24 protein-coding genes are annotated in these 23,337 nt (G+C 71.5%); 9 read left to right on the top strand and 15 right to left on the bottom strand.

The window, feature by feature from the left end; all coding sequences use genetic code 11:
- Positions 1-67: 67 nt before the first annotated feature.
- Together ACFV9W_RS08235 and ACFV9W_RS08230 are read right to left on the bottom strand one after the other, a co-directional pair.
- On the bottom strand, positions 68-1,075 hold the full coding sequence (locus tag ACFV9W_RS08235) for a zinc-binding dehydrogenase (RefSeq protein ID WP_385756800.1): 1,008 nt from the start codon (positions 1,073-1,075) through the stop codon (positions 68-70).
- Positions 1,072-2,229, bottom strand: a complete 1,158-nt coding sequence (locus ACFV9W_RS08230) for a mandelate racemase/muconate lactonizing enzyme family protein (RefSeq protein ID WP_385756798.1) — start codon at positions 2,227-2,229, stop codon at positions 1,072-1,074. Before ACFV9W_RS08230 ends, ACFV9W_RS08235 begins: the two co-directional genes overlap by 4 nt.
- A 213-nt stretch (positions 2,230-2,442) precedes the next feature.
- Here ACFV9W_RS08230 and ACFV9W_RS08225 point away from each other — a divergent pair, with 213 nt between their 5' ends.
- A complete protein-coding gene (locus ACFV9W_RS08225) occupies positions 2,443-3,108 on the top strand; it encodes a hypothetical protein (RefSeq protein WP_385756797.1) in 666 nt (221 codons plus the stop codon).
- Positions 3,109-3,133: 25 nt separating this feature from the next.
- Here ACFV9W_RS08225 and ACFV9W_RS08220 read toward each other — a convergent pair whose 3' ends face one another.
- A complete protein-coding gene (locus ACFV9W_RS08220) occupies positions 3,134-3,571 on the bottom strand; it encodes a MarR family winged helix-turn-helix transcriptional regulator (protein WP_385756795.1) in 438 nt (145 codons plus the stop codon).
- A 125-nt stretch (positions 3,572-3,696) separates the two neighbouring features.
- On the opposite strand from ACFV9W_RS08220, the gene ACFV9W_RS08215 reads away from it, so the two are divergent.
- The 3 genes from ACFV9W_RS08215 (at position 3,697) to ACFV9W_RS08205 (ending at position 6,085) form a co-directional block, all read left to right on the top strand.
- The gene (locus tag ACFV9W_RS08215; RefSeq protein ID WP_385756793.1) at positions 3,697-4,722 is read left to right on the top strand and encodes an NADP-dependent oxidoreductase; all 1,026 of its coding nucleotides are present in this window, start codon (positions 3,697-3,699) and stop codon (positions 4,720-4,722) included.
- A 100-nt stretch (positions 4,723-4,822) separates the two neighbouring features.
- Positions 4,823-5,245 carry an organic hydroperoxide resistance protein gene (locus ACFV9W_RS08210; protein WP_385756791.1) on the top strand — a complete coding sequence of 141 codons (423 nt, stop codon included), beginning with the start codon at positions 4,823-4,825 and terminating at the stop codon, positions 5,243-5,245.
- Positions 5,246-5,284: 39 nt separating this feature from the next.
- A complete protein-coding gene (locus ACFV9W_RS08205) occupies positions 5,285-6,085 on the top strand; it encodes an EI24 domain-containing protein (protein WP_385756790.1) in 801 nt (266 codons plus the stop codon).
- Here ACFV9W_RS08205 and ACFV9W_RS08200 read toward each other — a convergent pair.
- Positions 6,082-6,666: a TetR/AcrR family transcriptional regulator gene (locus ACFV9W_RS08200; RefSeq protein WP_385757063.1), complete on the bottom strand. Its 585-nt coding sequence runs from the start codon at positions 6,664-6,666 to the stop codon at positions 6,082-6,084. The genes ACFV9W_RS08205 and ACFV9W_RS08200 overlap by 4 nt on opposite strands.
- A 171-nt stretch (positions 6,667-6,837) precedes the next feature.
- Here ACFV9W_RS08200 and ACFV9W_RS08195 point away from each other — a divergent pair, with 171 nt between their 5' ends.
- Positions 6,838-9,288 (top strand): beta-glucosidase, encoded by a 2,451-nt coding sequence (locus ACFV9W_RS08195; RefSeq protein WP_385756788.1) that lies wholly within the window; start codon positions 6,838-6,840, stop codon positions 9,286-9,288.
- Positions 9,289-9,327: 39 nt separating this feature from the next.
- Here ACFV9W_RS08195 and ACFV9W_RS08190 read toward each other — a convergent pair whose 3' ends face one another.
- Together ACFV9W_RS08190 and ACFV9W_RS08185 are read right to left on the bottom strand one after the other, a co-directional pair.
- Complete coding sequence (locus ACFV9W_RS08190) at positions 9,328-10,329, bottom strand: aldose epimerase family protein (RefSeq protein ID WP_385756786.1); 1,002 nt, start codon at positions 10,327-10,329, stop codon at positions 9,328-9,330.
- A gap of 32 nt (positions 10,330-10,361) precedes the next feature.
- Complete coding sequence (locus ACFV9W_RS08185) at positions 10,362-11,270, bottom strand: SGNH/GDSL hydrolase family protein (RefSeq protein ID WP_385756784.1); 909 nt, start codon at positions 11,268-11,270, stop codon at positions 10,362-10,364.
- A 332-nt stretch (positions 11,271-11,602) separates the two neighbouring features.
- Here ACFV9W_RS08185 and ACFV9W_RS08180 point away from each other — a divergent pair, with 332 nt between their 5' ends.
- The gene (locus ACFV9W_RS08180) at positions 11,603-12,097 is read left to right on the top strand and encodes a DUF3145 domain-containing protein (protein WP_385756782.1); all 495 of its coding nucleotides are present in this window, start codon (positions 11,603-11,605) and stop codon (positions 12,095-12,097) included.
- 97 nt (positions 12,098-12,194) lie between these two features.
- Here the strand turns inward: ACFV9W_RS08180 and ACFV9W_RS08175 are convergent, their stop codons facing one another.
- From ACFV9W_RS08175 to ACFV9W_RS08155, 5 genes are all read right to left on the bottom strand, one after another.
- Positions 12,195-13,466: a beta-ketoacyl-[acyl-carrier-protein] synthase family protein gene (locus tag ACFV9W_RS08175; RefSeq protein WP_385756780.1), complete on the bottom strand. Its 1,272-nt coding sequence runs from the start codon at positions 13,464-13,466 to the stop codon at positions 12,195-12,197.
- An 86-nt stretch (positions 13,467-13,552) separates the two neighbouring features.
- Entirely contained in the window at positions 13,553-13,801 is a 249-nt protein-coding gene (locus ACFV9W_RS08170) for an acyl carrier protein (protein ID WP_385756778.1), read from the bottom strand.
- Between the two features lie 99 nt (positions 13,802-13,900).
- Complete coding sequence (locus ACFV9W_RS08165; protein WP_385756776.1) at positions 13,901-14,932, bottom strand: ketoacyl-ACP synthase III; 1,032 nt, start codon at positions 14,930-14,932, stop codon at positions 13,901-13,903.
- 18 nt (positions 14,933-14,950) lie between these two features.
- Positions 14,951-15,871 carry an ACP S-malonyltransferase gene (locus ACFV9W_RS08160; RefSeq protein ID WP_385756774.1) on the bottom strand — a complete coding sequence of 307 codons (921 nt, stop codon included), beginning with the start codon at positions 15,869-15,871 and terminating at the stop codon, positions 14,951-14,953.
- A gap of 89 nt (positions 15,872-15,960) precedes the next feature.
- Positions 15,961-17,190 (bottom strand): PucR family transcriptional regulator, encoded by a 1,230-nt coding sequence (locus ACFV9W_RS08155; RefSeq protein ID WP_385756772.1) that lies wholly within the window; start codon positions 17,188-17,190, stop codon positions 15,961-15,963.
- Between the two features lie 85 nt (positions 17,191-17,275).
- Between ACFV9W_RS08155 and ACFV9W_RS08150 the strand changes: the two genes are divergently transcribed.
- A complete protein-coding gene (locus ACFV9W_RS08150; RefSeq protein WP_385756770.1) occupies positions 17,276-17,941 on the top strand; it encodes a pirin family protein in 666 nt (221 codons plus the stop codon).
- Positions 17,942-17,967: 26 nt separating this feature from the next.
- Here ACFV9W_RS08150 and ACFV9W_RS08145 read toward each other — a convergent pair whose 3' ends face one another.
- Together ACFV9W_RS08145 and ACFV9W_RS08140 are read right to left on the bottom strand one after the other, a co-directional pair.
- Entirely contained in the window at positions 17,968-18,777 is an 810-nt protein-coding gene (locus ACFV9W_RS08145) for a serine hydrolase domain-containing protein (protein WP_385756769.1), read from the bottom strand.
- Between the two features lie 30 nt (positions 18,778-18,807).
- Positions 18,808-19,275 (bottom strand): GNAT family N-acetyltransferase, encoded by a 468-nt coding sequence (locus tag ACFV9W_RS08140; protein ID WP_385756768.1) that lies wholly within the window; start codon positions 19,273-19,275, stop codon positions 18,808-18,810.
- A gap of 108 nt (positions 19,276-19,383) precedes the next feature.
- Here ACFV9W_RS08140 and ACFV9W_RS08135 point away from each other — a divergent pair, with 108 nt between their 5' ends.
- Positions 19,384-19,857, top strand: coding sequence for a MerR family transcriptional regulator (locus ACFV9W_RS08135; protein WP_385756766.1), 474 nt, complete (start codon positions 19,384-19,386; stop codon positions 19,855-19,857).
- 5 nt (positions 19,858-19,862) lie between these two features.
- Positions 19,863-20,909, top strand: coding sequence for an aldo/keto reductase (locus ACFV9W_RS08130; protein WP_385756765.1), 1,047 nt, complete (start codon positions 19,863-19,865; stop codon positions 20,907-20,909).
- A gap of 48 nt (positions 20,910-20,957) precedes the next feature.
- Here ACFV9W_RS08130 and ACFV9W_RS08125 read toward each other — a convergent pair whose 3' ends face one another.
- Positions 20,958-22,187, bottom strand: coding sequence for an acyltransferase (locus ACFV9W_RS08125; protein WP_385756763.1), 1,230 nt, complete (start codon positions 22,185-22,187; stop codon positions 20,958-20,960).
- Positions 22,184-23,314: an alpha/beta hydrolase gene (locus ACFV9W_RS08120; protein WP_385756761.1), complete on the bottom strand. Its 1,131-nt coding sequence runs from the start codon at positions 23,312-23,314 to the stop codon at positions 22,184-22,186. The genes ACFV9W_RS08125 and ACFV9W_RS08120 overlap by 4 nt, the downstream gene beginning before the upstream one ends.
- Positions 23,315-23,337 lie beyond the last annotated feature (23 nt).

The following is a 23,337-nucleotide window of genomic DNA, read 5'->3' as shown; positions in this document are numbered from 1 at the left end:
CGAAGCGCCGTTTCGGGAAGGGGCGGGATTGGGGAAGAAGGCCCGCCGCAGGCGCAGCCGCACACGGCTAAGGCCGCAACAGCACCTTCCCCACCGCAGGGTCACCCGCCCCCACCCACTCGATGGCCTCGGCGAACCGCTCCAACGGCACCTGGTGCGTGACGAGCGGCAACGGATCCAGCAACCCCGCCCCGAACATCCGCACCGCATGCGCCCACGCGTCCGGCGCGGCCCCGAACACGGCCTGCACGTCCAGCTGCCGCACCACGAGATCCGTCGGGTCGAGCCCTTCCGCCGCCCCCGCCGCCGGGATCCCGGTCAGCACGAGCCGCCCGCCCCGCCGCAGCAAGGACGCCGCCGTACGCGCCGCGGACGCGGACCCGGCCGTCTCGATCACGACGTCGAGGTCGTCCGGCAGCTCGTCCGTACGCAGCCGGAAGTCGGTGCCGCCGAACTGCCGCGCCAGAGCGGCCCGGTCGTTCCGCGTGCCGACCACCACCAGCTCCGCCGGCGAGGCAGCCGCGAGGAACTGCACGGCGAACATCCCGAGCGTCCCGGTCCCGACCACGCCCACCCGCTGACCGGGCAGCGCCCGCGCCTTGAGTGCGGCGGCGGCGATGCACGCGGCCGGTTCGAGCAGCGCGGCGGCGGTGAGGTCGGCGTCGTCGGGCAGCACGTGCAGCAGCCGTGCGGGAAGCACCAACGTCGTGGCCATGGCGCCTGGTTGAGTGAACCCGGTCTCCTCGTAGCCGTCGGTGCACAGCGTCGTCTCACCCGCGTGGCACCGCTCGCACACCTGGCAGTTGCGGAAGCCCTCGCCGACGGCCTTGCGCCCGACAAGGCCGCCCGGCACCCCGTCGCCCACCGCGTCGACGACGCCGGACCACTCGTGCCCGGGCGTCAGCGGGTAACGCACGTACCCCTCGGGCCGGTTGCCCTGGTACACCTCGCGGTCGCTGCCGCAGATGCCCACGGCGTGCACCCGCACCCGCGCCTCGCCCGGGCCCGGTGCGGCGGGCTCGTGCGGTACGACCTGGTGCTTGCCCGGTGCCTCGACGACGACGGCGGAGCTCACGACGCGGCCTTCGGGTCGCGCTTCTCCCAGCCCTCGGCCCACAGGTCGAACCGGGCCTGCTGCTGCGGGAACTCGGCCGCCGCGTCGACGTCCAGCTCGACGCCGAGGCCCGGCTCGTGGGACAGCTCGAAGTAGCCGTCGACGACCTGCGGCGCGCCCTTCACGACCTTCTTGATCTCGGCGTCCGCGAAGTCGTTGAAGTGCTCCAGGATCTTGAAGTTGGGCGAGGTGAAGCCGACTTGGAGGGAGGCGGCGGTGAGCACGGGCCCGCCCACATTGTGCGGAGCCACCAGCATGTAGTGGGTCTCCGCCGTGGCGGCCAGCTTCCGCGTCTCCCAGATGCCGCCGATGTGGCCCACGTCCGGCTGCAGGATGTCGACGGCCTGGCTCTCGAACAGCTCCCGGAACTCGATCCGGTCGTGGATCCGCTCGCCGGTCGCCACCGGCATGTCCACCTTCGCGGCCACCTTCTCCAGCGCCTTGAGGTTCTCCGGCGGCACCGGCTCCTCCAGCCACGCCGGGTTGAACGGCGCCAGGTCGCGGGCGAGCCGGATCGCCGTGGCGGGGGAGAACCGCCCGTGCATCTCCAGCATCAGCTCGGCGTCCGGGCCGATGGCGTCGCGCACGGCCTCGATCAACGACACGGCGTACAGGGACTGTTCGTGGTCCAGCTCGAAGTGCCCGGTGCCGAACGGGTCGATCTTCAGCGCCTTGTACCCGCGCTCCATCACCGCCTGCGCGGCCTTGTGGTACGCCTCCGGGGTGCGCTCGGTGGTGTACCAGCCGTTGGCGTACGCCTTGACCTTGTCGGTCACCTTGCCGCCGAGCAGCTGCCAGACCGGCGCGCCGAGGGCCTTGCCCTTGATGTCCCAGCAGGCCATCTCGATCACGGCGATGCCGGACATGACGATCTCCCCGGCCCGGCCGTAGTCGCCGTACTTCATCCGGCGGACGAGGTCCTCGACGGCGAACGGGTCGGAGCCGACAATGTGGTTGGCCTGGGCCTCGTGCAAGTAACCGATGAGCGCGTCGGTGTGGCCCAGCATCCGGGTCTCGCCGACACCGGTGACTCCTTCGTCGGTGTGCACCTGTACGTAGGTCAGGTTCCGCCACGGAGTCCCGACCACGTGCGTGCTGATTCCCGTGATCCGCAAGGCAGTTGCCCCCTGTGCTGTTCGAAATTTCGTCACACGTTCGAAATGCTGGCGAGACAGTAAGTCGGCCTCCCCGGGGTGTCAATGGTTCTCGCAGGCCCGGGGGCCGGTCCGCATCGGTCGGCGGCCGGTCGGCCGCGGTCGCGTTCCGTGCAGAAGATTCACAGCACGGACTTTTTCCCTCACCGGCCCTGCGCCTAGCCTCCGTTGGTCATGGACGACTACTGCCAGCCCTGCCGCAGACACCTCAACGGCGCCCTGGCATGCCCGGGGTGCGGCACACCGGCCGACGCCGTGCGCGCGTACGGGGAGTGGGTCGCCGCTCAGGAGGGGACGGCCGACGAGGGGCGGGGCCGGGACGCCGCCCCGGTCCGGACGCGGGGCGGGCGCCGCGCGCACCGCTCGACGGGCCGCTCCGCGCGCTCCAGGCGACGCGGTCGCGTCCTGCTCGCCACGGCGGGCATCGCGCTCGTCGCGGGCGGCGTCGGCCTCGGCGTCGCTCAGCTGAACGAGGGGCCGGCGGACGACGGCTCCCGCACCCAGGCGGCTCCCGACACGTCCGCCACCGCCACGCGGGACGCCGCCACCGTGTCCCCGTCGGTCACGGCCGAACGCTCCACCCCGCCCGCCTCCCGCGCCTCGCGCACGTCGTCGGCCCCCGCCTCGACGCCGCCGCGACCGGAGCGCACCCGGACCTCGGGCCCGGCGGACGCCGAGACGACGCACCGGGCGACCCGCCCCGCCCCGACCACGTCCGAGCCCCGCTCCTCGGCGAGCTCCGGTCCCGCGCCCTCTGCCTCCCGCTCGTCCTCGGCCACGCCCACCGCCGAGCCGAACCCGTCGGCCACGTGCGAGCGGTTCCTGTGGTGGTGCACGTAGGGCTGGAGTGGACCCGGAGGCAGGCTCAGCCGGCGCCGAGCATCCGCCGCAGCATGTCCCGGAACGCCACCCGCTCCTCCTGCGAAAGGCCTGACAGGGGCTCCCGCGCGAAGTCGAGCGTCTCGCGCAGGGTCCGCGCGATCCGCCGCCCCTCCGCGGTGACGGCGGCCACCTTCACCCGGCGGTCGCCCGGGGAGGGCTGCCGCTCCACGAGGCCGCGGGCCTCCAGGCGGTCCACGATCCCCGTCACGTTCGAGGGCTCGCACTTCAGCCGCGTCGCCACCTGCCGCATCGGCAGCGGCTCCATGGACAGAAGGCCGAGCACGCGCGCCTGCGCCCCGGTCAGCCCGTGCCGCGAGGCGGCCTCCTCGTACTCCTGGTGGTAGCGCGCCACGATCTCCCCGATGAGCTCGACGACCTCGAGCGTGAGGGGGTCCGTGCGGGGGGAACTCGTTGCGGCCATGTGGACCAGAGTACCCAGTTGCTTGACATCCTGAAATATTCAGGAGCATTGTTGTTTCAGGTACTGAAGTATTTTTCGCATGCTTCGGCCCACGTGCTTCCGCCCCCTCGACAAAGGATCAGCGCATGACCGCCGACACCCCCCAGATCCCCGCCACCGGCCGCGAGTGGGTCCTGCTCAGCCGCCCCGTCGGCTGGCCGAAGCCCGAGGACTTCGAGCTGCGCGAGGCCCCGGTGGCCGAGCCGGGCCCCGGCCAGGTCCTCGTCAAGAACCTCTACGTGTCCGTGGACCCGTACATGCGCGGTCGCATGAGCGCCGCGAAGTCCTACGTCGCCCCGTACGAGCTGGGCAAGCCGATGCAGGCCGGCGCCGTCGGCGTCGTCCTGGCCTCGAACGACGAGGGTGTGTCCGTCGGTGACCACGTGCTGCACTTCTTCGGCTGGCGCGAGTACGCGACGTTCGACGCGAAGCAGGCCGTGAAGGTCGACCCGGACGCCGCGCCGCTGTCCACGTACCTCGGTGTCCTCGGCATGACGGGCCTCACCGCCTACGCGGGCCTGCTGCGCACGCTGGACTTCAAGGAGGGCGACAGCGTCTTCGTGTCCGGCGCGGCGGGCGCGGTCGGCGGCCAGGTCGGCCAGATCGCCAAGCTCAAGGGTGCCTCGCGGGTCATCGGCTCGGCCGGCTCCGACGAGAAGGTCAAGCTGCTCCTGGAGGAGTACGGCTTCGACGCCGCCTTCAACTACAAGACGGGTGACGTGCACACGCTGCTCAAGGAGGCCGCTCCCGACGGCGTCGACGCCTACTTCGACAACGTCGGCGGTGACCACCTGGAGGCCGCCATCGGCCGCCTGAACCGCGACGGCCGCATCGCCATCTGCGGCGCGATCTCCGTCTACAACAACACGGAGCCGGCCCCCGGCCCGCGCAACCTCGCCCGCCTGATCCAGACCCGCGGCCGCATCGAGGGCTTCCTCGTCGGCGACCACTACGACCTGCAGCCGCAGTTCGTGCAGGAGGTCGGCGCGTGGGTGCGCTCGGGCGAGCTGAAGTACCGCGAGACGGTCGTCGAGGGCATCGAGAACAACCTGGAGGCGTTCCTCGGGGTACTGCGCGGCGACAACACCGGAAAGATGGTCGCGAAGCTCTGATCACTCCCTGAGTGACCCCGGCCACACCCGTTGATTCCATGATTCGGTAACCTCGTTCCGCTAACCGAAAGAATCACCCGCGCGAACGAGGGAGCCGGTCATGGCCATCACGCAGTCCGACGTCGTCTACACCGCCACCGCCACCGCGGAGAACGGCCGCGACGGCCGCGTCTCCACCAGCGACGGCAAGCTCGACCTCGTCGTCAACCCGCCCAAGGAGCAGGGCGGCTCCGGCGAGGGCACCAACCCCGAGCAGCTCTTCGCGGCCGGCTACAGCGCCTGCTTCCAGGGCGCGCTCGCCGTCGTGGCCCGCCAGGAGGGTGCGGACGTGTCGGGCTCGACCGTCACGGCCAACGTCGGCATCGGCAAGAACGACGACGGCTTCGGCATCATCGTCGAGATCTCCGCCGCCATCCCGAACGTGGACGCGGCCACCGCCAAGTCCCTGGTCGAGAAGGCCCACCAGGTCTGCCCGTACTCCAAGGCGACCCGCGGCAACATCACGGTCACGCTCTCCGTCTGAGCTTGATGTGCGGTCGGGCCCGTCCCGTAGGGTTGCGCCATGCGTGATCTCGGGGCGGGCTTCGGCTATTTGATGAAGGGGCAGCGTTGGGTTGCCCAGCACGGAAAGCAGTACGGCTGGGGCCTGCTGCCGGGGTTGATCACCCTCGTGCTGTACGCGGCGGCGCTGGTCTGCCTCGGCGTCTGGGGCGGCGACTTCGTCTCGTGGTCCACGCCGTTCGCCGACGACTGGACGTCCCCCTGGCAGGGCCTGTTCCGCGGCTTCCTCACGGCGGTCCTCTTCGCCCTCGCCCTGCTCCTCGCGGTGCTCACCTTCACCGCGGTGACCCTCCTGGTCGGCCAGCCCTTCTACGAGTCGCTGTCCGAGGAGGTCGACCGCTCCGAGAGCGGCGGCCACGCGCCGGAGTCCGGCCTCTCGCTCATGCGGGAACTGTGGATCTCCGCTCGCGACAGCCTGCGGCTGCTCGTGCGCGCCGCCCTGTGGGGCATCCTCCTCTTCGCCCTCGGCTTCGTCCCGTTCATCGGGCAGACCGTGATCCCGGTCATCGGCTTCTTCGTCACCGGCTACTTCCTCACGGAGGAGCTGACGTCGGTGGCGTGGCAGCGCCGGAACCGCGAAGTCCGTGAGCGTCTGGCCGTGTTGCGCTCGCGCCGCGGCCTCGCGTGGGGCTTCGGTACGCCGCTCGCTCTCGCGTTCCTGGTCCCGTTCGTCGCGGTGTTCCTGATGCCGGGCGCGGTCGCCGGCGCGACGCTGATGGTGCGCGAACTGGAGGGCGAGACGGAGGCCCCTGCGGCCCCCACGACGATGGCGGGCGGCGCCCCGCAGGGCTGGACCAACTAGCTTTCCGCGGCCAGCAGTCCCAGGAAGTCGCGCACCGCGCCGGGCATGTCCACGGCCTCCGGGTCGAGCAGCCACTGGTACTGCAGGCCGTCGAGCACCGCGACGAGCAGCGGCGCGGCCCGCTCGGGCGTCAGTCCGCCGGGCAGCCGCTCCCCGTACTCGGCGCGCAGCACCTGGGCCATCGACTCCCGTACGCCGGTGTAGCGCGTGGTGAAGAACTCCCGCGCCGGATGTCCCTCGGTCACCGATTCGCCGAGCAGCGCCGAGAAGGTCTGTACGATCCCGGGCCGCATCGCGTTGTACTCGACCAGCGTGTCGAGCAGATCGAGCCGCCACTGACTGCTGGGCACCGAGTCCCACTGGTCGCGCTCCTCAAGGACGGCGACGAGCAGCGCCTCCTTGGTGGGGAAGTGGTGCAGCAGCCCCTGCTGGGTCAGCCCCACGCGCTCGGCCACCGCCGCGAGGCTCGCGCCCCGGTATCCGCGCTCGGCGATGACGTCGAGCGCCGCCCGCAGGATCTCGGCCCGACGTTCCTGGCTCCTCGCGGTCCTGGTGCTGCTCATGCGGTCACCGTACGGCACGGTCATGGCACCCCCTCACCCTCTAGGTAACGACAAGATAACGAAACCTACCGCTCTACAGGTGGCGGGTGCAGGATGGAGGCACCCGGACTTCGGCGAGCCGGACTTCGACGAGCCCGACTTCGGCGAGCCAGACTTCGACGAGCCAGACTTCTACGAGGAGGTGCCGGCATGGCGCAGCAGGCGGACGACGGCAGGGAACGGTCCGAGCGGGCCCGCGAGGCGGTGGTCGAGGCCGCGCTCGGCAAGCTCGACCTGGACACCAAGGCCCGCATGCTCGCCGGCCAGGACATGTGGTCGCTGCCCGCGGTCCCGGACATCGGCCTGAGGTCCCTCGTCATGTCCGACGGCCCCATCGGCGTGCGCGGCGTGCGCTGGAGCGCCGACGACCCGTCGATCGCGCTGCCGTCCCCGACCGCGCTCGGCGCCACCTGGGACCCTTCGCTCGCGCGTCGCGCGGGTGCGCTGCTCGCCCAGGAGGCCCGCCGCAAGGGCGTCCACGTGCTGCTTGCCCCGACCGTGAACCTGCACCGCTCACCGCTCGGCGGCCGCCACTTCGAGACGTACAGCGAGGACCCGTACCTCGCCGGGCTCATGGGCACCGGCTACGTCCAGGGCGTGCAGTCCGGCGGCGTCGGCACCACCATGAAGCACTACGTGGCGAACGACGCCGAGACGGACCGCTTCACGGTGAACAACCTGGTCTCCGAACGGGCTCTGCGCGAGCTGTACTTGGCCCCCTTCGAGGCGATCACACGGAACGCCCACCCGTGGGGCGTCATGACCGCCTACAACTCGGTCAACGGCACCTCCATGACCGAGCACCGCTACCTGGTCAACGAGATCCTGCGCGGCGAATGGGGCTTCGATGGCTTCAACGTCTCGGACTGGATGGCCGCCCGCTCCACCGTTGGCGACATCAAGGGCGGCCTGGACGTCGCGATGCCCGGCCCGCAGACGGTGTACGGACCGGCGCTTGTCGCGGCCGTCCGCTCCGGCGAGGTCGACGAGTCCGAGGTCGACGCGGCCGTACGCAATGTGCTGCGGCTCGCGGCGCGGGTCGGCGCGCTGGAGGGGGCCGAGCCCGCCGTCACGGACCTTCCGGCGGAGATCGACGGCGAGGCGCTGGCCCGCGAACTGGCCCACCGCGCCTTCGTTCTCGTCCGCAACTCCGGTGTGCTGCCGCTGCGTTCGGACGCGCGGGTCGCCCTCATCGGGGCAGCCGCGCGCGACGCCCGCGTCCTCGGCGGCGGCTCCGCCACCGTCTTCCCGTCCCGGATCGTCTCGCCGCTCGACGGCCTGAGCGCCGCGCTTCCGTCCCTGACCTACAGCGTCGGCGCCGACCCGAGCGACGAACTCGCCGTCGCCGACAAGGGGTTCACGCTCCGCGCCGTCTGCCGCGACGCCGAAGGCACCGTCCTCGGCGCGGGCACGCTCCCCAACGGCCAGGTCCAGTGGCTCGGCGCCGACCTGCCGGCCGGTGTCACCCACGAGGCGCTGCACAGCATCGAGATCAAGGGCACCTTCACCCCGCGCGAGAGCGGCGACCACGCCTTCGGCACCCGCGGCCTCGGCGCCTTCACCCTCACCGTCGACGGCACCGTCCTGTACGAGGGCGTCCAGGCCATGGGCGCGGAATCCGACCCCTTCGAGGCGTTCTTCGGCGCGCCCGTCGAACGCGGCACGGTTGCCCTGACGGAGGGCCGCCCGGTCGAGGTCTCCCTCCTGCACACCCTCGACAAGTCCCTCGCCATGCCGCTGCCCGCCGTGCTGTTCAGCCTGGTGCACCTCGACCCGCGCCGGGACGAGGACGTGCTGCTCGCCGAGGCCGTCGCCGCCGCGCGCGACGCGGAGGTCGCCGTCGTCGTGGTCGCCACGACGGACCGCGTGGAGTCCGAGGGCTTCGACCGCGCCGACCTCCGGCTCCCGGGCCGCCAGGACGACCTCGTCCGCGCGGTCGCCGCCGCCAACCCGAACACCGTGGTGGTCGTCAACTCCGGCTCCCCGGTGGAGCTGCCGTGGCGCGAGGACGTGGCCGCGGTGCTGCTGTCGTGGTTCCCCGGCCAGGAGGGCGGCGCCGCCCTCGCCGACGTCCTCACCGGTGCCGAGGAACCGGGCGGCCGCCTGCCCACCACATGGGGCCCACTGGCCGACGCCCCGGTCACCCAAGTGACACCGGTGGACGGCGAACTCCCGTACAGCGAGGGCGTCTTCATCGGCTACCGCGCCTGGGACAGGGCGGGCACGGCCCCCGCCTACCCCTTCGGCCACGGCCTCGGCTACACCGACTGGACGTACGAGTCGATCGAGGTCCACGGCGCCACGGCGACGGTCCGCGTGCGCAACACGGGGGAGCGGACCGGACGCGAGGTCGTCCAGGTGTACGTCTCGCCGACCGAGCCCGACGAGACGCGGCCGCCCCGCTGGCTCGCGGGCTTCGCAAACGTGACGGCGGCGCCCGGCGAGAGCGTGTCGGCCACGATCGACCTACCGCGCCGCGCCTTCGAGGTCTGGGACGAGACGACGCACGCGTGGTCCTCCGTACCGGGCCCGTACGAGGTGGCGGCGGGCCGCTCCCTCACGGACACCCGGGTGCGGTCCCGCGTATCGAGCCCGCTCTAGGACGAGAGCCCGCGGGGTCCGGGGCAGCGCCCCGAGACGTCAGCCCCGGATCCCGAACCGGTACACCGTCTCCGACCGATACACGTCCCCCGGCCGCACCACGGTCGACGGAAACTCCACCCGGTTCGGCGAGTCCGGAAAGTGCTGCGTCTCCAACGCCACCCCATCGCCGGCGGCGAACGGCAGCGACTCGTCGAACCCGTCCGCCGTATACAGCTGCACACCCGGCTCGGTCGTGGCAACGCCCAGCACCCGCCCCGACGCCGGATCGTGCAGCTCCGCCACCTCCACGGCCTCGCCGCTCACCCCCTTGTCGAGCACATAGTTGTGGTCGTACCCGGCCCCCACCTTCCGGCTCTCCCGGAAGTCGAACCGCGTCCCGGTCACGTCCACCAGCTCACCGGTCGGAATGAGCCCCTCGTCGACGGCCGTCACACGCCCACCGTCGATCCGCAGCTCATGACCGCCCACCGCGCTCCCGGAGAGCGCCCCGCCGAGATTCCAGTACGTGTGATTGGTCAGGTTCACCGGCGTCGGCGCGTCGGTCACGGCCTCGTACGCGATCCGCAGCACACCGCCCGCCTCCAGTGCGTACGTCACCGAGACCTCGACCCGCCCGGGGTACCCCTCCTCGCCGTGCGGAGACACCCGGCTCAGCCGCACCCCGTGCTCCCCGAGGGCCCGCGCGTCCCACACCCGCTTGTCGAAGCCGCGCTCGCCGCCGTGCAGCGCGTTCGGCCCGTTGTTCTGCGCGAGGTGGTGGATCCGCTCGTCCAGCGTGAACCGGCCGCCGGCGATCCGGCTCGCGTACCGCCCGACCACCGCCCCCAGGTACGGCTCCGGGTGCTTCAGATACCCGTCCAGGTCGGCGAACCCGAGCACCACGTCCGCGACGGCACCGTCCCGGTCGGGCACCTCCACCGACTGCAGGATCCCGCCGTACGTCAGAACGCGTACCCGCACCCCGTCCCGCTCCAGGGTCCAGCGGTGGACGGGCGTGCGGTCGGAGTCGGGCAGGGCGCCGAAGAGTTCGCTGCTCATGATCGCGACCTTACGCCCGGCCTCCTCCCCGGCTACCTCGCGGTCACCCCGCGGTACGCGAGCGCGGCGAGCCTGGCCTGCCCGTCGATGCTCGGGTGGAACCAGTCCCACTCGCTCAACTGCGCCTGCCCGAACTTGTACCCGAACACGGCCCCGCCGTCGTACCGGCACTTCTTGTCCTTCGCGCAGACCTCGCGCAGCACGTCGTTGTACGCCACCACGCGCGCCTGCACGGAGTCCCGCCGCGCGGTGGCCGCGGAGTTCAGGTCGTCCGGATCGGCCAGCATCGACGCGCAGATGCCGAGCTTCCACACCTGCTTGCCCACCGGATTCGCCCGCCCCTGCGACCAGAGCCGCTTGAGGTCCGGCACGCTCAGCACGTACACCTGCGCCTTGGGCGCCGTCTGCCGCAACTGCCGCAGGGACTCCTGGAAGTCGGCCCGGAACTCCGCGACAGGCGTCATTCCGGCGACCGAGGGCCGGCACGCGTCGTTCGAACCGGCCATGACCGTCACGAGATCCGGCTTGCGGGCCGCCGCCCGGTTCATCTGCTCGGGGAGGTCCGCCATCCGCGCCCCGGTCCGCGCGTGGTTCCAACTGTGCGTCTTGGCGCGGCTCTCACCGAGCAGGCGCACGGCCAGACTCTTGACCGACCTGTCCGTCCCCGTCGCCCACGACACCTTGGGGCAGTCCGACAGCACCGAGCACGCGTCGAAGCCACGTGTGATCGAGTCACCCACCGCGGCAACCGACCGGGGCTTCGTGTCCCACGTGGGAGTGGGCTTGGGCGACGGTTTCGCGGAGCTCGGGGAGCCGGAAGGGCCGGGGGAGTTGTCGCCCGTGGCATCGCACGCGGCGAGCGAGGCGCCCGCGAGGACGGCCGCCGTGGCGGCGGCGACGGCGGCCCGAACGGCGAACGACCGCTCGCTGCGCTTGCGCATCGGCCCTCCTGCCCTCTCGCTCGCCGTCACCGATCCCGACCCGTCTGACGTCGTACGCGGGGGCGGGGTTGCGTCCCGCCGGGTGAAAGGTCGGTGTTTGTGAGCCCCGGGACCGACAGTACGTCACACTCCTTGCGCTGCTGCGCGATAGCCTCGCCCCGGGATCCCCGGTCGACCCACTGGGGTCCCGCTGTACCGGTTCCGCTAAATTACAACACGTCAGATGTGTCCCTTTTTGTCTGGACCTTGTCGTTCCGGGCAATGGGAAGAAGGCTCGGCACGGGCGCGAGGCCGCTGGGGAAGGCGAACCTCGACCCACACTGGAGGTCCCGGTGACGACACGTGGAGTTCTGTACGTGCACTCCGCTCCGCGCGCGCTGTGCCCGCACGTCGAATGGGCGGTCGCGGGCGTACTCGGCGCGCGCGTCAGCCTCGACTGGATCAGGCAGCCCGCGGCGCCGGGCACCTGGAGATCAGAGTTCTCCTGGCGGGCCGAGGCGGGCACCGCGGCCAAGCTGGCCTCCGCGCTGCGCGGCTGGCAGCTGCTGCGCTTCGAGGTGACGGCCGAACCCTGCGCCGCCGCCGAGGGCGAGCGCTACAGCGCCACCCCCGAACTCGGCATCTTCCACGCCATCACCGGCATCCACGGCGACATCCTCATCCCTGAGGACCGGCTGCGCGCCGCACTGACCCGCTCCAAGGCCGGCGAGACTGACCTGGAGGCCGAACTGGCGAGGCTCCTCGGCAAGCCCTGGGACGACGAACTGGAGCCTTTCCGCTACGCCGGAGAGGGCGCCCCGGTGAGGTGGCTGCACCAGGTGGTGTGAGGTCCTGCGAGGGCCGTGCGAGCGCAAATGGCAAGTGGGCCCACCCCGGACACCCGGGGCGGGCCCACTCCCACGTTCAGCGGAGCGTCTGCGTGTCTCAGACCGTGCGGAACGCCAGCACCACGTTGTGGCCACCGAAGCCGAACGAGTCGTTCAGCGCGGCGATCCGGCCGTCGACCGGCAGCTTGCGCGCCTCACCGCGGACGACGTCGGCGGTGCCCTCGGCCTCGGGGTCGAGGTTCTCGACGTTGATGGTCGGCGGGGCCATCCGGTGGTACAGCGCGAGCACCGACGCCACGGACTCGACACCACCGGCGCCGCCGAGCAGATGCCCGGTCATCGACTTGGTGCCGGAGACGGCGAAGTGGTCGGTGTCGTCGCCGAACACCTTGCGCAGCGCCTTCAGCTCGGCGATGTCACCGGCGGGCGTCGACGTCGCGTGCGCGTTGACGTGGACGATCTCGGCCGGGTCCAGGTCGGTGCTGTCCAGCAGGTTCTGCAGGGCGTGCGCGATGCCGCGGCCCTCCGGCTCCGGCTGCACGATGTCGTGGCTGTCGGCGGAGATGCCCTGGCCGACCGCCTCCGCGTAGACGCGGGCGCCGCGCTTGGCGGCGTGCTCAGCCGACTCCAGGACGATGACGCCGGCGCCCTCACCGAGGACGAAGCCGTCCCGGCCGGTGTCGTAGGGGCGCGAGGCACCCTGCGGGTCCTCGTTGTTCTTGGACATCGCCATCATGTTGCCGAACGCGGCGATGGGCAGCGGGTGGATGGCCGCCTCCGTGCCACCGCAGACGACGACGTCGGCGCGGCCGGTGCGGATCATCTCGATGCCGTAGCCGATGGCCTCGGCGCCGGAGGCGCACGCGGAGACCGGCGTGTGCACACCCGCGCGGGCGTTCACGGCCAGGCCCACGTTGGCCGAGGGGCCGTTGGGCATCAGCATCGGCACGGTGTGCGGGGAGACGCGGCGTACGCCCTTCTCCTTCAGCACGTCGTACTGGTCGAGGAGCGTGGTCACGCCGCCGATGCCGGACGCGATGACGGCGCCCAGACGGTCGGGGTCGACGCTCGCGTCGTCACCCGCCTTGTCGGTGAAACCGGCGTCCGCCCAGGCCTCCTTGGCCGCGATCAGCGCGAACTGCGCCGAGCGGTCCAGCTTGCGGGCCTGCGGGCGGGGGATGACCTCGCCCGGCTCCACGGCCACCGGCGCCGCGATGCGGACCGCCTGGTCGGCGGCCCACTCCTGCTCGAGGGGCTTGACGCCGGAACGTCCGGCGACCAGTCCCTCCCAGGTGGATGTCGCGTCGCCACCCAGCGGTGTGGTTGCGCCGATACCGGTGACGACCACGGTGCGATTGGTCGAGCTCACAGGAATTCTTTCTCCAACGGATCCGAGGGATTCAGCGGCGCCACCGCCGGGTGGCGGAGCGACTGACCGGGGGCTGAGGCTGTGGCTCAGCTCTGGTGGTCGAGGATGTACTTCGTGGCGTCGCCGACGGTCTTGAGGTTCTTGACGTCGTCGTCCGGGATCTTGACGTCGAAGCGCTCTTCGGCGGCGACGACGACCTCGACCATGGACAGCGAGTCGACGTCCAGGTCATCGGTGAAGGACTTGTCCGTCTGGACGTCCTCAACGGGGATCCCGGCGATCTCGTTAACGATCTCGGCGAGACCGGCGACGATCTCTTCCTGAGTGGCGGCCATTGTGGCGCTCCTTCGGTGTGTATCCAGAGGGTGTGGCGCCCGCCGCGGCAGCGGCAGGTTGTTTGCAGTCGTACGGATCCGAAGATCCGGACGAGTTGCCTAGGGGAGGGTAACGACCGTGGCGGCGTACACGAGACCCGCCCCGAAGCCGATGACGAGCGCGGTGTCGCCGCTCTTCGCCTCGCCGGTCGCCAGAAGCCGCTCCATCGCGAGCGGAATCGAGGCGGCCGACGTGTTGCCGGTGGTGCGGATGTCACGGGCGACCGTGACGTGCTCCGGCAGTTTCAGAGTCTTCACCATCGAGTCGATGATCCGCTCGTTGGCCTGGTGCGGAATGAAGACATCGAGGTCGTCCGGGCTGATCCCGGCCGCGTCCAGCGCCTGCTGGGCGACCTTCGCCATCTCGAACACGGCCCAGCGGAAGACCGCCTGGCCCTCCTGCGTGATCGCAGGGAACTTGACGTTGCCCTGGGAGTCCACGGGCAGTTGCGCGGCATCCGTGCTGTGGAACTCGTCCCACGGCATCGTCTGCTTGATCGTGCCGGCCTTGTCGCCCTCGGAGCCCCACACGGTCGGGCCGATCTCGGGCTCCTGGGACGGGCCGACGATCACGGCACCGGCGCCGTCACCGAACAGGAAGGCCGTCGCGCGGTCCTCCAGGTCGGTCAGGTCGGACAGCCGCTCCACGCCGATCACAAGTACGTACTCGGCACTGCCCTCGACGATCATGCCCTTGGCGAGCGTGAGGCCGTAGCCGAAGCCGGCGCAGCCCGCGGAGATGTCGAACGCGGCGGCCTTGTCCGTACCGAGCCTGTCCGCGATCTCCGTCGCGATGGCGGGCGTCTGCGCGAAGTGCGAGACGGTCGACACGACCACGGAGCCGATCTGCTCCGGGCGAATGCCCGCGTCGGCGATGGCCTTGCCGGACGCCTCGACCGACATCATCGCCACGGTCTCCTCGTCACTGGCCCAGTGCCGGGTGGCGATGCCGGAGCGCGAGCGGATCCACTCGTCGGACGAGTCGATCGTCTCGAGGATCACCTCGTTCGGCACGACCCGGGTCGGACGGTACCCACCGACACCGAGGATGCGCGCGTACGGGGCACCCTTGCTGGGCTTGATCTTCGACATGCTGCTCGGATCTCCTTGTCAGGCCGTCGTGGCGTGTTCGGCGATCAGGGCGCGGGCTGCGTCGAGGTCGTCGGGGGTCTTCAGGGCGAGGGTCTTGACGCCGGGCAGCGCGCGCTTGGCGATCCCGGTGAGGGTGCCGCCCGGGCACACCTCGATGAGCGCGGTCACGCCGCGCTCCTTGAACGTCTCCATGCACAGATCCCAGCGGACGGGGTTCGCGACCTGACCGACCAGACGGGAAACCACCTCGGAGCCCGTCGCGACGGCCTTGCCGTCCTTGTTCGAGACGTACGTGACCGTGGGGTCGGCAGGGGCCAGCTCCTTGGCGGCCTCCTCCAGCTTCGCCACGGCAGGCGCCATGTGCCGGGTGTGGAACGCGCCCGCCACCTTCAGCGGCACCACGCGACGCACTCCCTCGGGCTTGTCGGCCTCCAGGGCGGCCAGCTCCTCCAGCGTGCCGGCGGCCACGATCTGGCCCGCGCCGTTCACATTCGCCGGAGTCAGGCCCAGCTTCTCCAGGTGCGGGACGGTGACCTCGGGGTCGCCGCCGAGCAGCGCCGACATCCCGGTCCCCGTGATCGCCGCGGCCTCGGCCATGGCCAGACCGCGCGTGCGCACGAGCTTCAGCGCGGTGGCCTCGTCGAGCACCCCCGCGAACGCCGCGGCGGTGATCTCACCGACGCTGTGCCCCGCCACGGCGCCCGGCGCGACATCGCCGAGCGCGGCGGCCGAGAGCAGCCCGGCCGCGACAAGGAGCGGCTGGGCGACGGCCGTGTCACGGATCGCGTCCGCGTCGGCCTGCGTGCCGTAGTGGGCAAGGTCGAGGCCGATGGCGTCGGACCACGCGGCAAGGCGGTCCGCGGCACCGGGGAGTTCGAGCCAGGGAGTCAGGAAGCCGGGCGTCTGGGCGCCTTGGCCGGGAGCGACGAGTACGAGCACTCTCACACTCTCTCTTGGGGACGGGTCGGGCCGCCGGTGGGGACAGGGACGAAGAACCGAAGGGGGAATTGTAGGCCCCCGACAAAAGCCTACGACTGGGGATCGGCCTCGGCCAGACGCCCCAGGATGAGGGCGATCCGCAACGTGAACGCCGAGCGGACATCGGAGGGTGACCAGCCGGTGACGTCGGTCACACGTCGAAGCCGGTAGCGGACGGTGTTCGGATGCACGAAGAGCATCCGGGCCGCGCCCTCCAGACTGCTTGCCTGTTCCAGGTAGACGCTGAGCGTCTCGAGGAGCGCCGAGCCCGCCTCCTCGAGCGGTCTGTAGATCTCCTCCACCAACTGGTCCCGCGCGGCGGGGTCTCCCGCGATCGCCCGCTCCGGAAGCAGATCGTCCGCCAGCACGGGGCGCGGAGCGTCCTGCCAGGCGCCGCACGCCTTGAGCCCGGCGGCCGCGGCCTGCGCGGACCGCGTGGCGGCCAGCAGGTCCGGCACCACGGGCCCGGCGACCACGGGACCCGCCGCGAACGGCCCGATCAGCGACTTCGCCACCGCCAGCGGATTGTCACTGCCGCCCGCGATCACGACGAGCCGGTTCCCGAGCACTCCGGTGAGGACCTGCAGCTTGGCGTGGCGCGAGGCCCGCCGGATCGCCTCCACCGTCAGCTCGCTGTCCCCGTCGGGCGCCGTGCCGAGCACCACGCACACGTGCTCGGGCGAGTTCCAGCCGAGCGCCGCGGCCCGGCTGACCGCGCCCTCGTCGGCCTCGCCGGACAGCACGGCGTTCACCACGAGCGACTCGAGCCGCGCGTCCCAGGCGCCCCGCGCCTCCGCCGCCTGCGCGTACACCTGGGCGGTCGCGAACGCGATCTCCCGCGCGTACACGAGCAGCGCCTCCCGCAGCACGCTCTCGTCGCCGGGCGCCGCCACCTCGTCGATGGCGGACTCCATGACCTCGATGGTCGTCCGTACCATCTCCACGGTCTGGCGCAGGGTGATCGCCCGGGTCAGCTCCCGGGGCGCGGTCCCGAACACATCTGTCGAGATGGCCTGCGGTGCGTCCGGCTGCCGGAACCACTCGGTGAACGCGGCGATGCCCGCCTGCGCCACCAGACCGATCCAGGACCGGTTCTCCGGAGGCATCGCCCGGTACCAGGGCAAGGTCTCGTCCATGCGCGTAATCGCCTGCGCGGCGAGTGCCCCGGACGACTTCTCCAGGCGTTTCAGGGTCGCCGAGTGCGGGTGAGGCTCCGCGGGGCCGCCTTGACGGGCCGCTGGTTCGTTCGCTGAGGGCTGCTCTGATTCCGATTGGGGCACGGGGACAAGACTGCCTTATCGGAACGCCCCCGCGGAGTGGAGGGTCCGAGGTGAGCCCGCCGAACGGCCGGATACGAGGGCTACCGTGTACCGCGTGATTGATGTACGCCGCTCCGGCGACCGTTATCCCGGCGGCGAACCCGCGGAGGGGATCGAATCCCTCCACGCGTTCTCCTTCGGCCCGCACTACGACCCGGACAACCTGCGCTTCGGCGCGCTCCTCGCCTGCAACGAGGAGCGCCTCGCACCCGGCGCCGGCTTCGACGAACATCCGCACAGCCACACGGAGATCGTCACCTGGGTCGTCACCGGTGAGCTCACCCATCGCGACTCCACCGGCCACGAGTCGGTGGTTCGCCCCGGCGACGTGCAGCGCCTCAGCTCCGGCGGCGGCGTCCGCCACGTCGAACGCAACGACGGCGCCGAGCCCCTCACCTTCGTCCAGATGTGGCTGGCCCCCCTCGACCCCGGAGGTGACCCGGCGTACGAGGTGGTGCACGGCATCGCGGACTCCACTCCGTACGACGTCCCCGCGGCGGGCGCCATGCTGCACGTCCGGCGGCTGGCGGCCGGCGAGCGCGGCGAGCTGCCGACCGCCCCGCATGTGTACGTGCACGTGGTGCGGGGCGAAGTGCGCCTCGCCGACACGGAGTTGGCCGACGGGGACGCCGCCCGCATCACCGCGGAGACCGGCCTCGAGATGCTGGCGGCGACGGAGGCGCAGCTGCTGATCTGGGAGATGGGCGGCTGAACCGGGCCACCCCGCCCGGCCCCCTGTCAGAGCTCCGCGAGCACCGCGTCCGTGAACGGGGGCCACACCTCGGCCGCCCACGGCCCGAACGCCCGGTCCGTCAGTGCCACACAGGCCACCCCCGCATCAGGGTCCACCCACAGGAACGTGCCCGACTGCCCGAAGTGCCCGAACGTACGCGGCGAGGACGAACCGCCCGTCCAGTGCGGCGACTTGTGGTCCCGGATCTCGAAGCCGAGACCCCAGTCGTTCGGGTTCTGGTGCCCGTACCCCGGAAGCACGCCCTTCGTGCCCGGGTACTGCACGGTCATCGCCTCGGCCACCGTCCGCGGGTCGAGCAGCCGGGGCGCCTGCACCTCGGCGGCGAACCGCACCAGGTCGTCCACCGTCGACACACCGTCCTTGGCCGGCGAACCGTCGAGGGTCGTCGCCGTCATGCCCAGCGGTTCGAGCACGGCCTGGCGCAGGTACTCACCGAAGGGGATGTCCGTCGCCTTCGCGATGTGGTCCCCGAGCACCTCGAAGCCCGCGTTCGAGTACAGCCGCCGGGTGCCCGGCTCCGACGTCGTCCGGTGCTCGTCGAAGGCGAGTCCGCTGGTGTGGGCCAGCAGATGCCGGACCGTCGCGCCCTCGGGGCCCGCCGGCTCCTCGAGCTCGATCGCCCCTTCCTCGTACGCGACCAGCGCCGCGTAGGCGGCGAGCGGCTTGGTGACCGAGGCCAGCGGAAAACGGTGGGCCGTGGGTCCCTGGGAGCCCAGTACCGTGCCGTCCGCACGGACGACGGCTGCTGCGGCGGTCGGTACCGGCCAGTTCTCGATCAACGCGAGGCTCTGCATGCCTACGAGCCTAATTCCTCACCGAAGACGTCAGAGAGTCAGCCTCATCGCGGGAGCGGGCGTGCGGGCGAAGCCGAGGGAGGAGTACAGGGGCTCGCCCTCGGCGGAGGCGTGCAGATCGACGCGGCGCACGTCCCGCTCCTTGAACCAGGCCAGCAGCGCATCCATGCAGGCCCGTGAGTAGCCGCGGCGCCGGTACGCGGGATCGGTGCAGACATTGAAGACGTGCCCCGCCGTGCCTTCCGGGTTCCCGGGACCGCCCAGGCTGAGGTCGATCGTCCCCGTCGCGCAGGCCGCGAGCGTCCCCGGAGCGTCCGGGGCCTCGACCACGAACACCGACAACGGGCCTTCCACGTCGGCCAGATGGAACCTCAGCGTCTTCTCCGTGTACGGCTGCCACGCCACGTCGTCACTCGGTCTCATCGCATCCAGCATGATCTTGCGCAGGCGGACCAGTTCCGCGGCGTCGGCAGGTGTGGCACGGCGTACGGCAGTCATGGCCCGCACCGTAACCGGGCCGTCTTCGGAGTGTCGTGCCGATTTCCCGGACCGTGTTCCAGTGCCGCGCTTGCTTGGAGTGCACTCCAAGGTTCTAGCGTGGGGTCCATGACGGTGATGGAGACCACGCCCCGGTCCCGCGCGGCGACCCGGAAGACCGACAACTGTGCCTCGGCGCCACCCCCGCACCCCCGCCCCGAGGGGCAGGACCACTACACCATCAGCGAGGTCGTCGCCCTCACCGGACTGACCGCCCACACCTTGCGCTGGTACGAGCGGATCGGCCTGATGCCCGACGTCGACCGCTCGCACACCGGGCAGCGCCGCTACAGCAACCGGGACCTGGACTGGCTGGCACTCGTCGGCAAGCTCCGGCTCACCGGGATGCCGGTGGCCGACATGGTGCGCTACGCCGAACTCGTGCGCCGGGGCGAGCAGACCTTCGACGAACGCAGGGAGCTGCTCGAAGCGACCCGCCGCGATGTCCTGAACCGGGTGGCGGAGCTTCAGGACACCTTGGCCGTGCTGGACTACAAGATCGACTTCTATGCGGGCGCCCGACCGGCGCCGGAGAGGGCGTGAACCGCATGAGCAGCACCGAGCGGACGCCGCGGGTCGGCGATCAGCGGCGCATTCCCACTGTTGAGTTGGGAAACAACGGGCCCGTGGTGGGCATTCAGGGCCTCGGCTGCATGGGGATGAGCTGGGCCTATGGACCGACGGACAGCGACGAGGCCAGGGCCACCCTGGAGCGGGCCCTTGAACTCGGCGTCACCTTGTACGACACCGCCGACGTCTACGGTGCCGGTGAGAACGAGAAGTTCCTCTCTCCTTTCGTCAAGGCGCACCGGGACGAGATCGTCCTGGCGACCAAGTTCGCCATCGGGTCCGATCCGGGCGACCCGACCAAGCGCGTCATCCGCAACGACCCCGCCTACATCAGGACCTGCATCGACGCCAGCCTCCAGCGCCTGGGCGTCGACTCGGTCGACCTGTACTACATGCACCGCCGCGACCCGAAGGTGCCGATCGAGGAGTCGGTCGGAGCGATGGCCGAACTCGTCGACGCCGGCAAGGTCAAGCACCTCGGTCTCAGCGAGGTCACCGCCGCCGAACTGCGCGCCGCCCACACCGTCCATCCGATCGCGGCCGTCCAGTCCGAGTGGTCGCTGTTCAGCCGAGACATCGAACGCTCGGTCGTACCGGCCGCCGCGGAACTCGGCGTCGCGCTCGTCCCGTACTCCCCGCTCGGCCGCGGCTTCCTCACCGGCGCCTTCGTCTCCGCCGACAAGGAACTCGCCGATGACGACTTCCGCCGCCAACAGCCCCGGTTCACCGGCGACAACGCCGCCGCCAACGCGGCCCTGCTGGACCCGGTCCGGCAGATCGCCGACGCCCACGGCGCCTCACTCGGCCAGGTCGCCCTGGCCTGGGTGCAGCAGCAGGCGGGGGCCTTCGGCCTCGCCGTCGTCCCGATCCCCGGCACCCGCAAGCGCACGCGCGTCGAGGAGAACACCGAGGCGACCCGCATCGTGCTCACCGACGAGGAGCGGGAACTCCTCGAGCCGATCGCGGCCAAGGTCTCGGGGGACCGGTACGCGGACATGACCGCCACCTCGGCCGGCCGCGAGTAGCCGGGGCCGCCCGCGGCGGATGGTCCCGACCGGCGGGCCCCGCGCACCTCACGCCAGCCCCAGCGCGAACACCGCGAACCCGGCTGCGAGCAGCCCCGCCACCGCCCGGCGCCCCCGGCTCACCCGCTCCCACGGCGACTCGAAGCCCCGCGCATAGCGGCCTATCAGGACGAGCAGCGTCGCGAACAGCGGTAGCCACGCGAGACGGATCGCTATCCAGGCGAGCGTGTCCGGGGCCGTCGTGAGGCCCGGTACCGCGCCGGCGAAGGAGCCGGGTATCGCCGCAGCGAGCAGCGCCGTCTGGTGCCAGCACAGGATGGTCATCGCCGACAGGTTGATGACCACGACCGGTGCCCACAGGGCCGGGCGGCGCAGCAGCCTGCCGAGACGGTCCCGCACCAGTATCGCCGCGCCGCTCTGTGCGGCGGCCAGGGCGAGGACCAGCAGCGACGGCGGGTGCGAGTTCGTCCGCGCCTCGCCCGGCACCCCGACCATCGACGCCGGGTAGTGGAAGAGCAGCAGCAGGGCCGCGAACAGGGCCGTTCCACCGACGAGCAGCGCCCAGGCGCCCCGCTTCCCGAGCCTCTTCTCGCCCCAGCAGACGCCCAGTTGATACGCGAACATCCAGCCCGGAAGAAGATTGAGCAGGCTCAGCCACGACGGCACGGCCGAGGAGAAGGGGCCGTACCGGAGGAAGTCGACGACGGCGACCGATCCGATCAGTGGGACCGCGGACCAGGCGCCGAACCGCCGCGCCGCCTTGACGCACCACGGTGTGAGCGCGGTGATCACCGTGTAGATGCCGACGAACCACAAGGGCTGTATCACCAGGGTGGAAGCTGTGCGCAGCGTCGCCATCGGCACCCCGAGGCCGTACAGCAAGGGGGCCATCACGGCCCACACCGCGGTCACGCCGAGCACCGGCCGACCCAGCCGGGCAAGCCTGCCGCGCAGCCAGCCGGCCGTCGACGTGCCCCGCTCCCGTGCCCGCCGGAACGACAGGACCGAGGCGTATCCGCCGACGAGGAAGAAGACGCCGAGCATCTGCAACACCCAACTGAGGGGCGCGAAGAAGCCGAAGCTGCTCAGCGGACTCGCATTGTGCAGGGCGCTCTGCGGGTCGAGCGTGAAGCCGGCGAGCAGCCAGTGTCCGGTCGGCACGGCGAGCAGGGCCAACGCCCGCAGCCCGTCCACCGCCCGGTCCCGGTGGGCCGGGGTCTTCGCGTCGATCGAGGTGATGGCCGAGGACAGGGAAGCGCGGAGGGAGGTGGCGGTCATGACGCAGCTCCGGTGGCGATGTCGGCGAAGGCGCGCAGCGAGTCCGTGCCCGGCGCGAAGTAGCCCGTGTGTCCCTGTGCTCGCTCGGCGGGCACCCGCCGGGCTCCGAAGGACGGGTCTGTCGGGTCGGTGCCGTGCCCAAGGCCGAACAGTTCGACGTTCGGCACCTTGCCGATCCAGTCGCTGTCGTTCCTGGCCGCCCACACCCTGGCGCGGGTGCGCAGGTCGGCCACCGTGTCGGCGTGCAGCCCGGGCGAGCCGAGGGCCACGAGGTCCGCTGCGGGAAGCCGGGGCGCGGCGAGCCCGCACACCACCGACCCGTAGCTGTGGCAGAAGACGGTCGGCTTCGGGGCGCCCGCCGCGGTGAGGCCCTGCGCGAAGCGGGCCAGCCTGGGGGCTCCCGCCTCGGCCAGCCGGCCCGTGGCCGCGTCCGGGCCGAGGCCCACCGGAGTGGTGTATCCGACCCAGGCCACCACGGCTGTCCGCCCGCCTGCCGCTTGGTGCAGCGAGCGCGCCATCCCCGTCGGTGTCCCGTACACGTCCCTGGTCCGGTCGAACGTGCTCAGGTCGATGTCGGAGCCCGGCACGATCACGGAGACATGCCGAGCCGTCTCCAAGTCCCCGTAGACCTCCGCGATCTGGCCACGTCCGCGAGGGTCGAAGGCGAGTATCCGGCGGTCCTGCGCGAGCAGTTGGGCACAGCGGTCGGCCAGCGCACGCGCCGAGGAACGCTGCCGCTCGGTAAGCGCTCGGTCCTTGGCGTCGGCACGGGCCCCGGCCTGCTCGGCCCGCAGCGACAACGCGTTCGCCTCGTACCGCAGAGAGACCGGGGCGCCGTCCAGATTGCCGACGACGGATGGGTGCCGCGCGGCCAGGTCATGCCGCTCCGCCCCGCTCAACCCGTCGAAGAAGGAGGCGACTTGAGAGGGCTTCGCCGTCTCCGGGTCAGGCAGCCCGCTCCCCAGCGACCCGTCCGCACGCCACGAAGCGGTGCCCGGGGGAGGGCCCGTGAGCGGGCGCTGTTCCTGGCCCGATGCCCAACCCGCCGTGCCGGACACGGCGATCGCCGTGAGCGCGGCGGCTGCCGCGGCGCGACGGCCGCGTTGTTTCCAAGACCTCAGGCCCATCGCCCGTCTCCCCTTCGTCCAGT

It is taken from the genome of Streptomyces sp. NPDC059897 (assembly GCF_042730865.1).
GTDB lineage: Bacteria > Actinomycetota > Actinomycetes > Streptomycetales > Streptomycetaceae > Streptomyces.
This window is presented reverse-complemented; position numbering and strand designations above follow the sequence as displayed.

Coding starts and splice junctions, on each gene's coding strand:
- ACFV9W_RS08205 (WP_385756790.1), top strand. CDS start 5,285: ATGCGTGATCTCGGGGCGGGCTTCGGCTATTTGATGAAGGGGCAGCGT.
- ACFV9W_RS08165 (WP_385756776.1), bottom strand. CDS start 14,932: ATGTCGAAGATCAAGCCCAGCAAGGGTGCCCCGTACGCGCGCATCCTC.
- ACFV9W_RS08190 (WP_385756786.1), bottom strand. CDS start 10,329: ATGAGCAGCGAACTCTTCGGCGCCCTGCCCGACTCCGACCGCACGCCC.
- ACFV9W_RS08130 (WP_385756765.1), top strand. CDS start 19,863: ATGAGCAGCACCGAGCGGACGCCGCGGGTCGGCGATCAGCGGCGCATT.
- ACFV9W_RS08120 (WP_385756761.1), bottom strand. CDS start 23,314: ATGGGCCTGAGGTCTTGGAAACAACGCGGCCGTCGCGCCGCGGCAGCC.
- ACFV9W_RS08220 (WP_385756795.1), bottom strand. CDS start 3,571: ATGGCCGCAACGAGTTCCCCCCGCACGGACCCCCTCACGCTCGAGGTC.
- ACFV9W_RS08210 (WP_385756791.1), top strand. CDS start 4,823: ATGGCCATCACGCAGTCCGACGTCGTCTACACCGCCACCGCCACCGCG.
- ACFV9W_RS08215 (WP_385756793.1), top strand. CDS start 3,697: ATGACCGCCGACACCCCCCAGATCCCCGCCACCGGCCGCGAGTGGGTC.
- ACFV9W_RS08170 (WP_385756778.1), bottom strand. CDS start 13,801: ATGGCCGCCACTCAGGAAGAGATCGTCGCCGGTCTCGCCGAGATCGTT.
- ACFV9W_RS08195 (WP_385756788.1), top strand. CDS start 6,838: ATGGCGCAGCAGGCGGACGACGGCAGGGAACGGTCCGAGCGGGCCCGC.
- ACFV9W_RS08225 (WP_385756797.1), top strand. CDS start 2,443: ATGGACGACTACTGCCAGCCCTGCCGCAGACACCTCAACGGCGCCCTG.
- ACFV9W_RS08140 (WP_385756768.1), bottom strand. CDS start 19,275: ATGACTGCCGTACGCCGTGCCACACCTGCCGACGCCGCGGAACTGGTC.
- ACFV9W_RS08125 (WP_385756763.1), bottom strand. CDS start 22,187: ATGACCGCCACCTCCCTCCGCGCTTCCCTGTCCTCGGCCATCACCTCG.
- ACFV9W_RS08145 (WP_385756769.1), bottom strand. CDS start 18,777: ATGCAGAGCCTCGCGTTGATCGAGAACTGGCCGGTACCGACCGCCGCA.
- ACFV9W_RS08185 (WP_385756784.1), bottom strand. CDS start 11,270: ATGCGCAAGCGCAGCGAGCGGTCGTTCGCCGTTCGGGCCGCCGTCGCC.
- ACFV9W_RS08135 (WP_385756766.1), top strand. CDS start 19,384: ATGACGGTGATGGAGACCACGCCCCGGTCCCGCGCGGCGACCCGGAAG.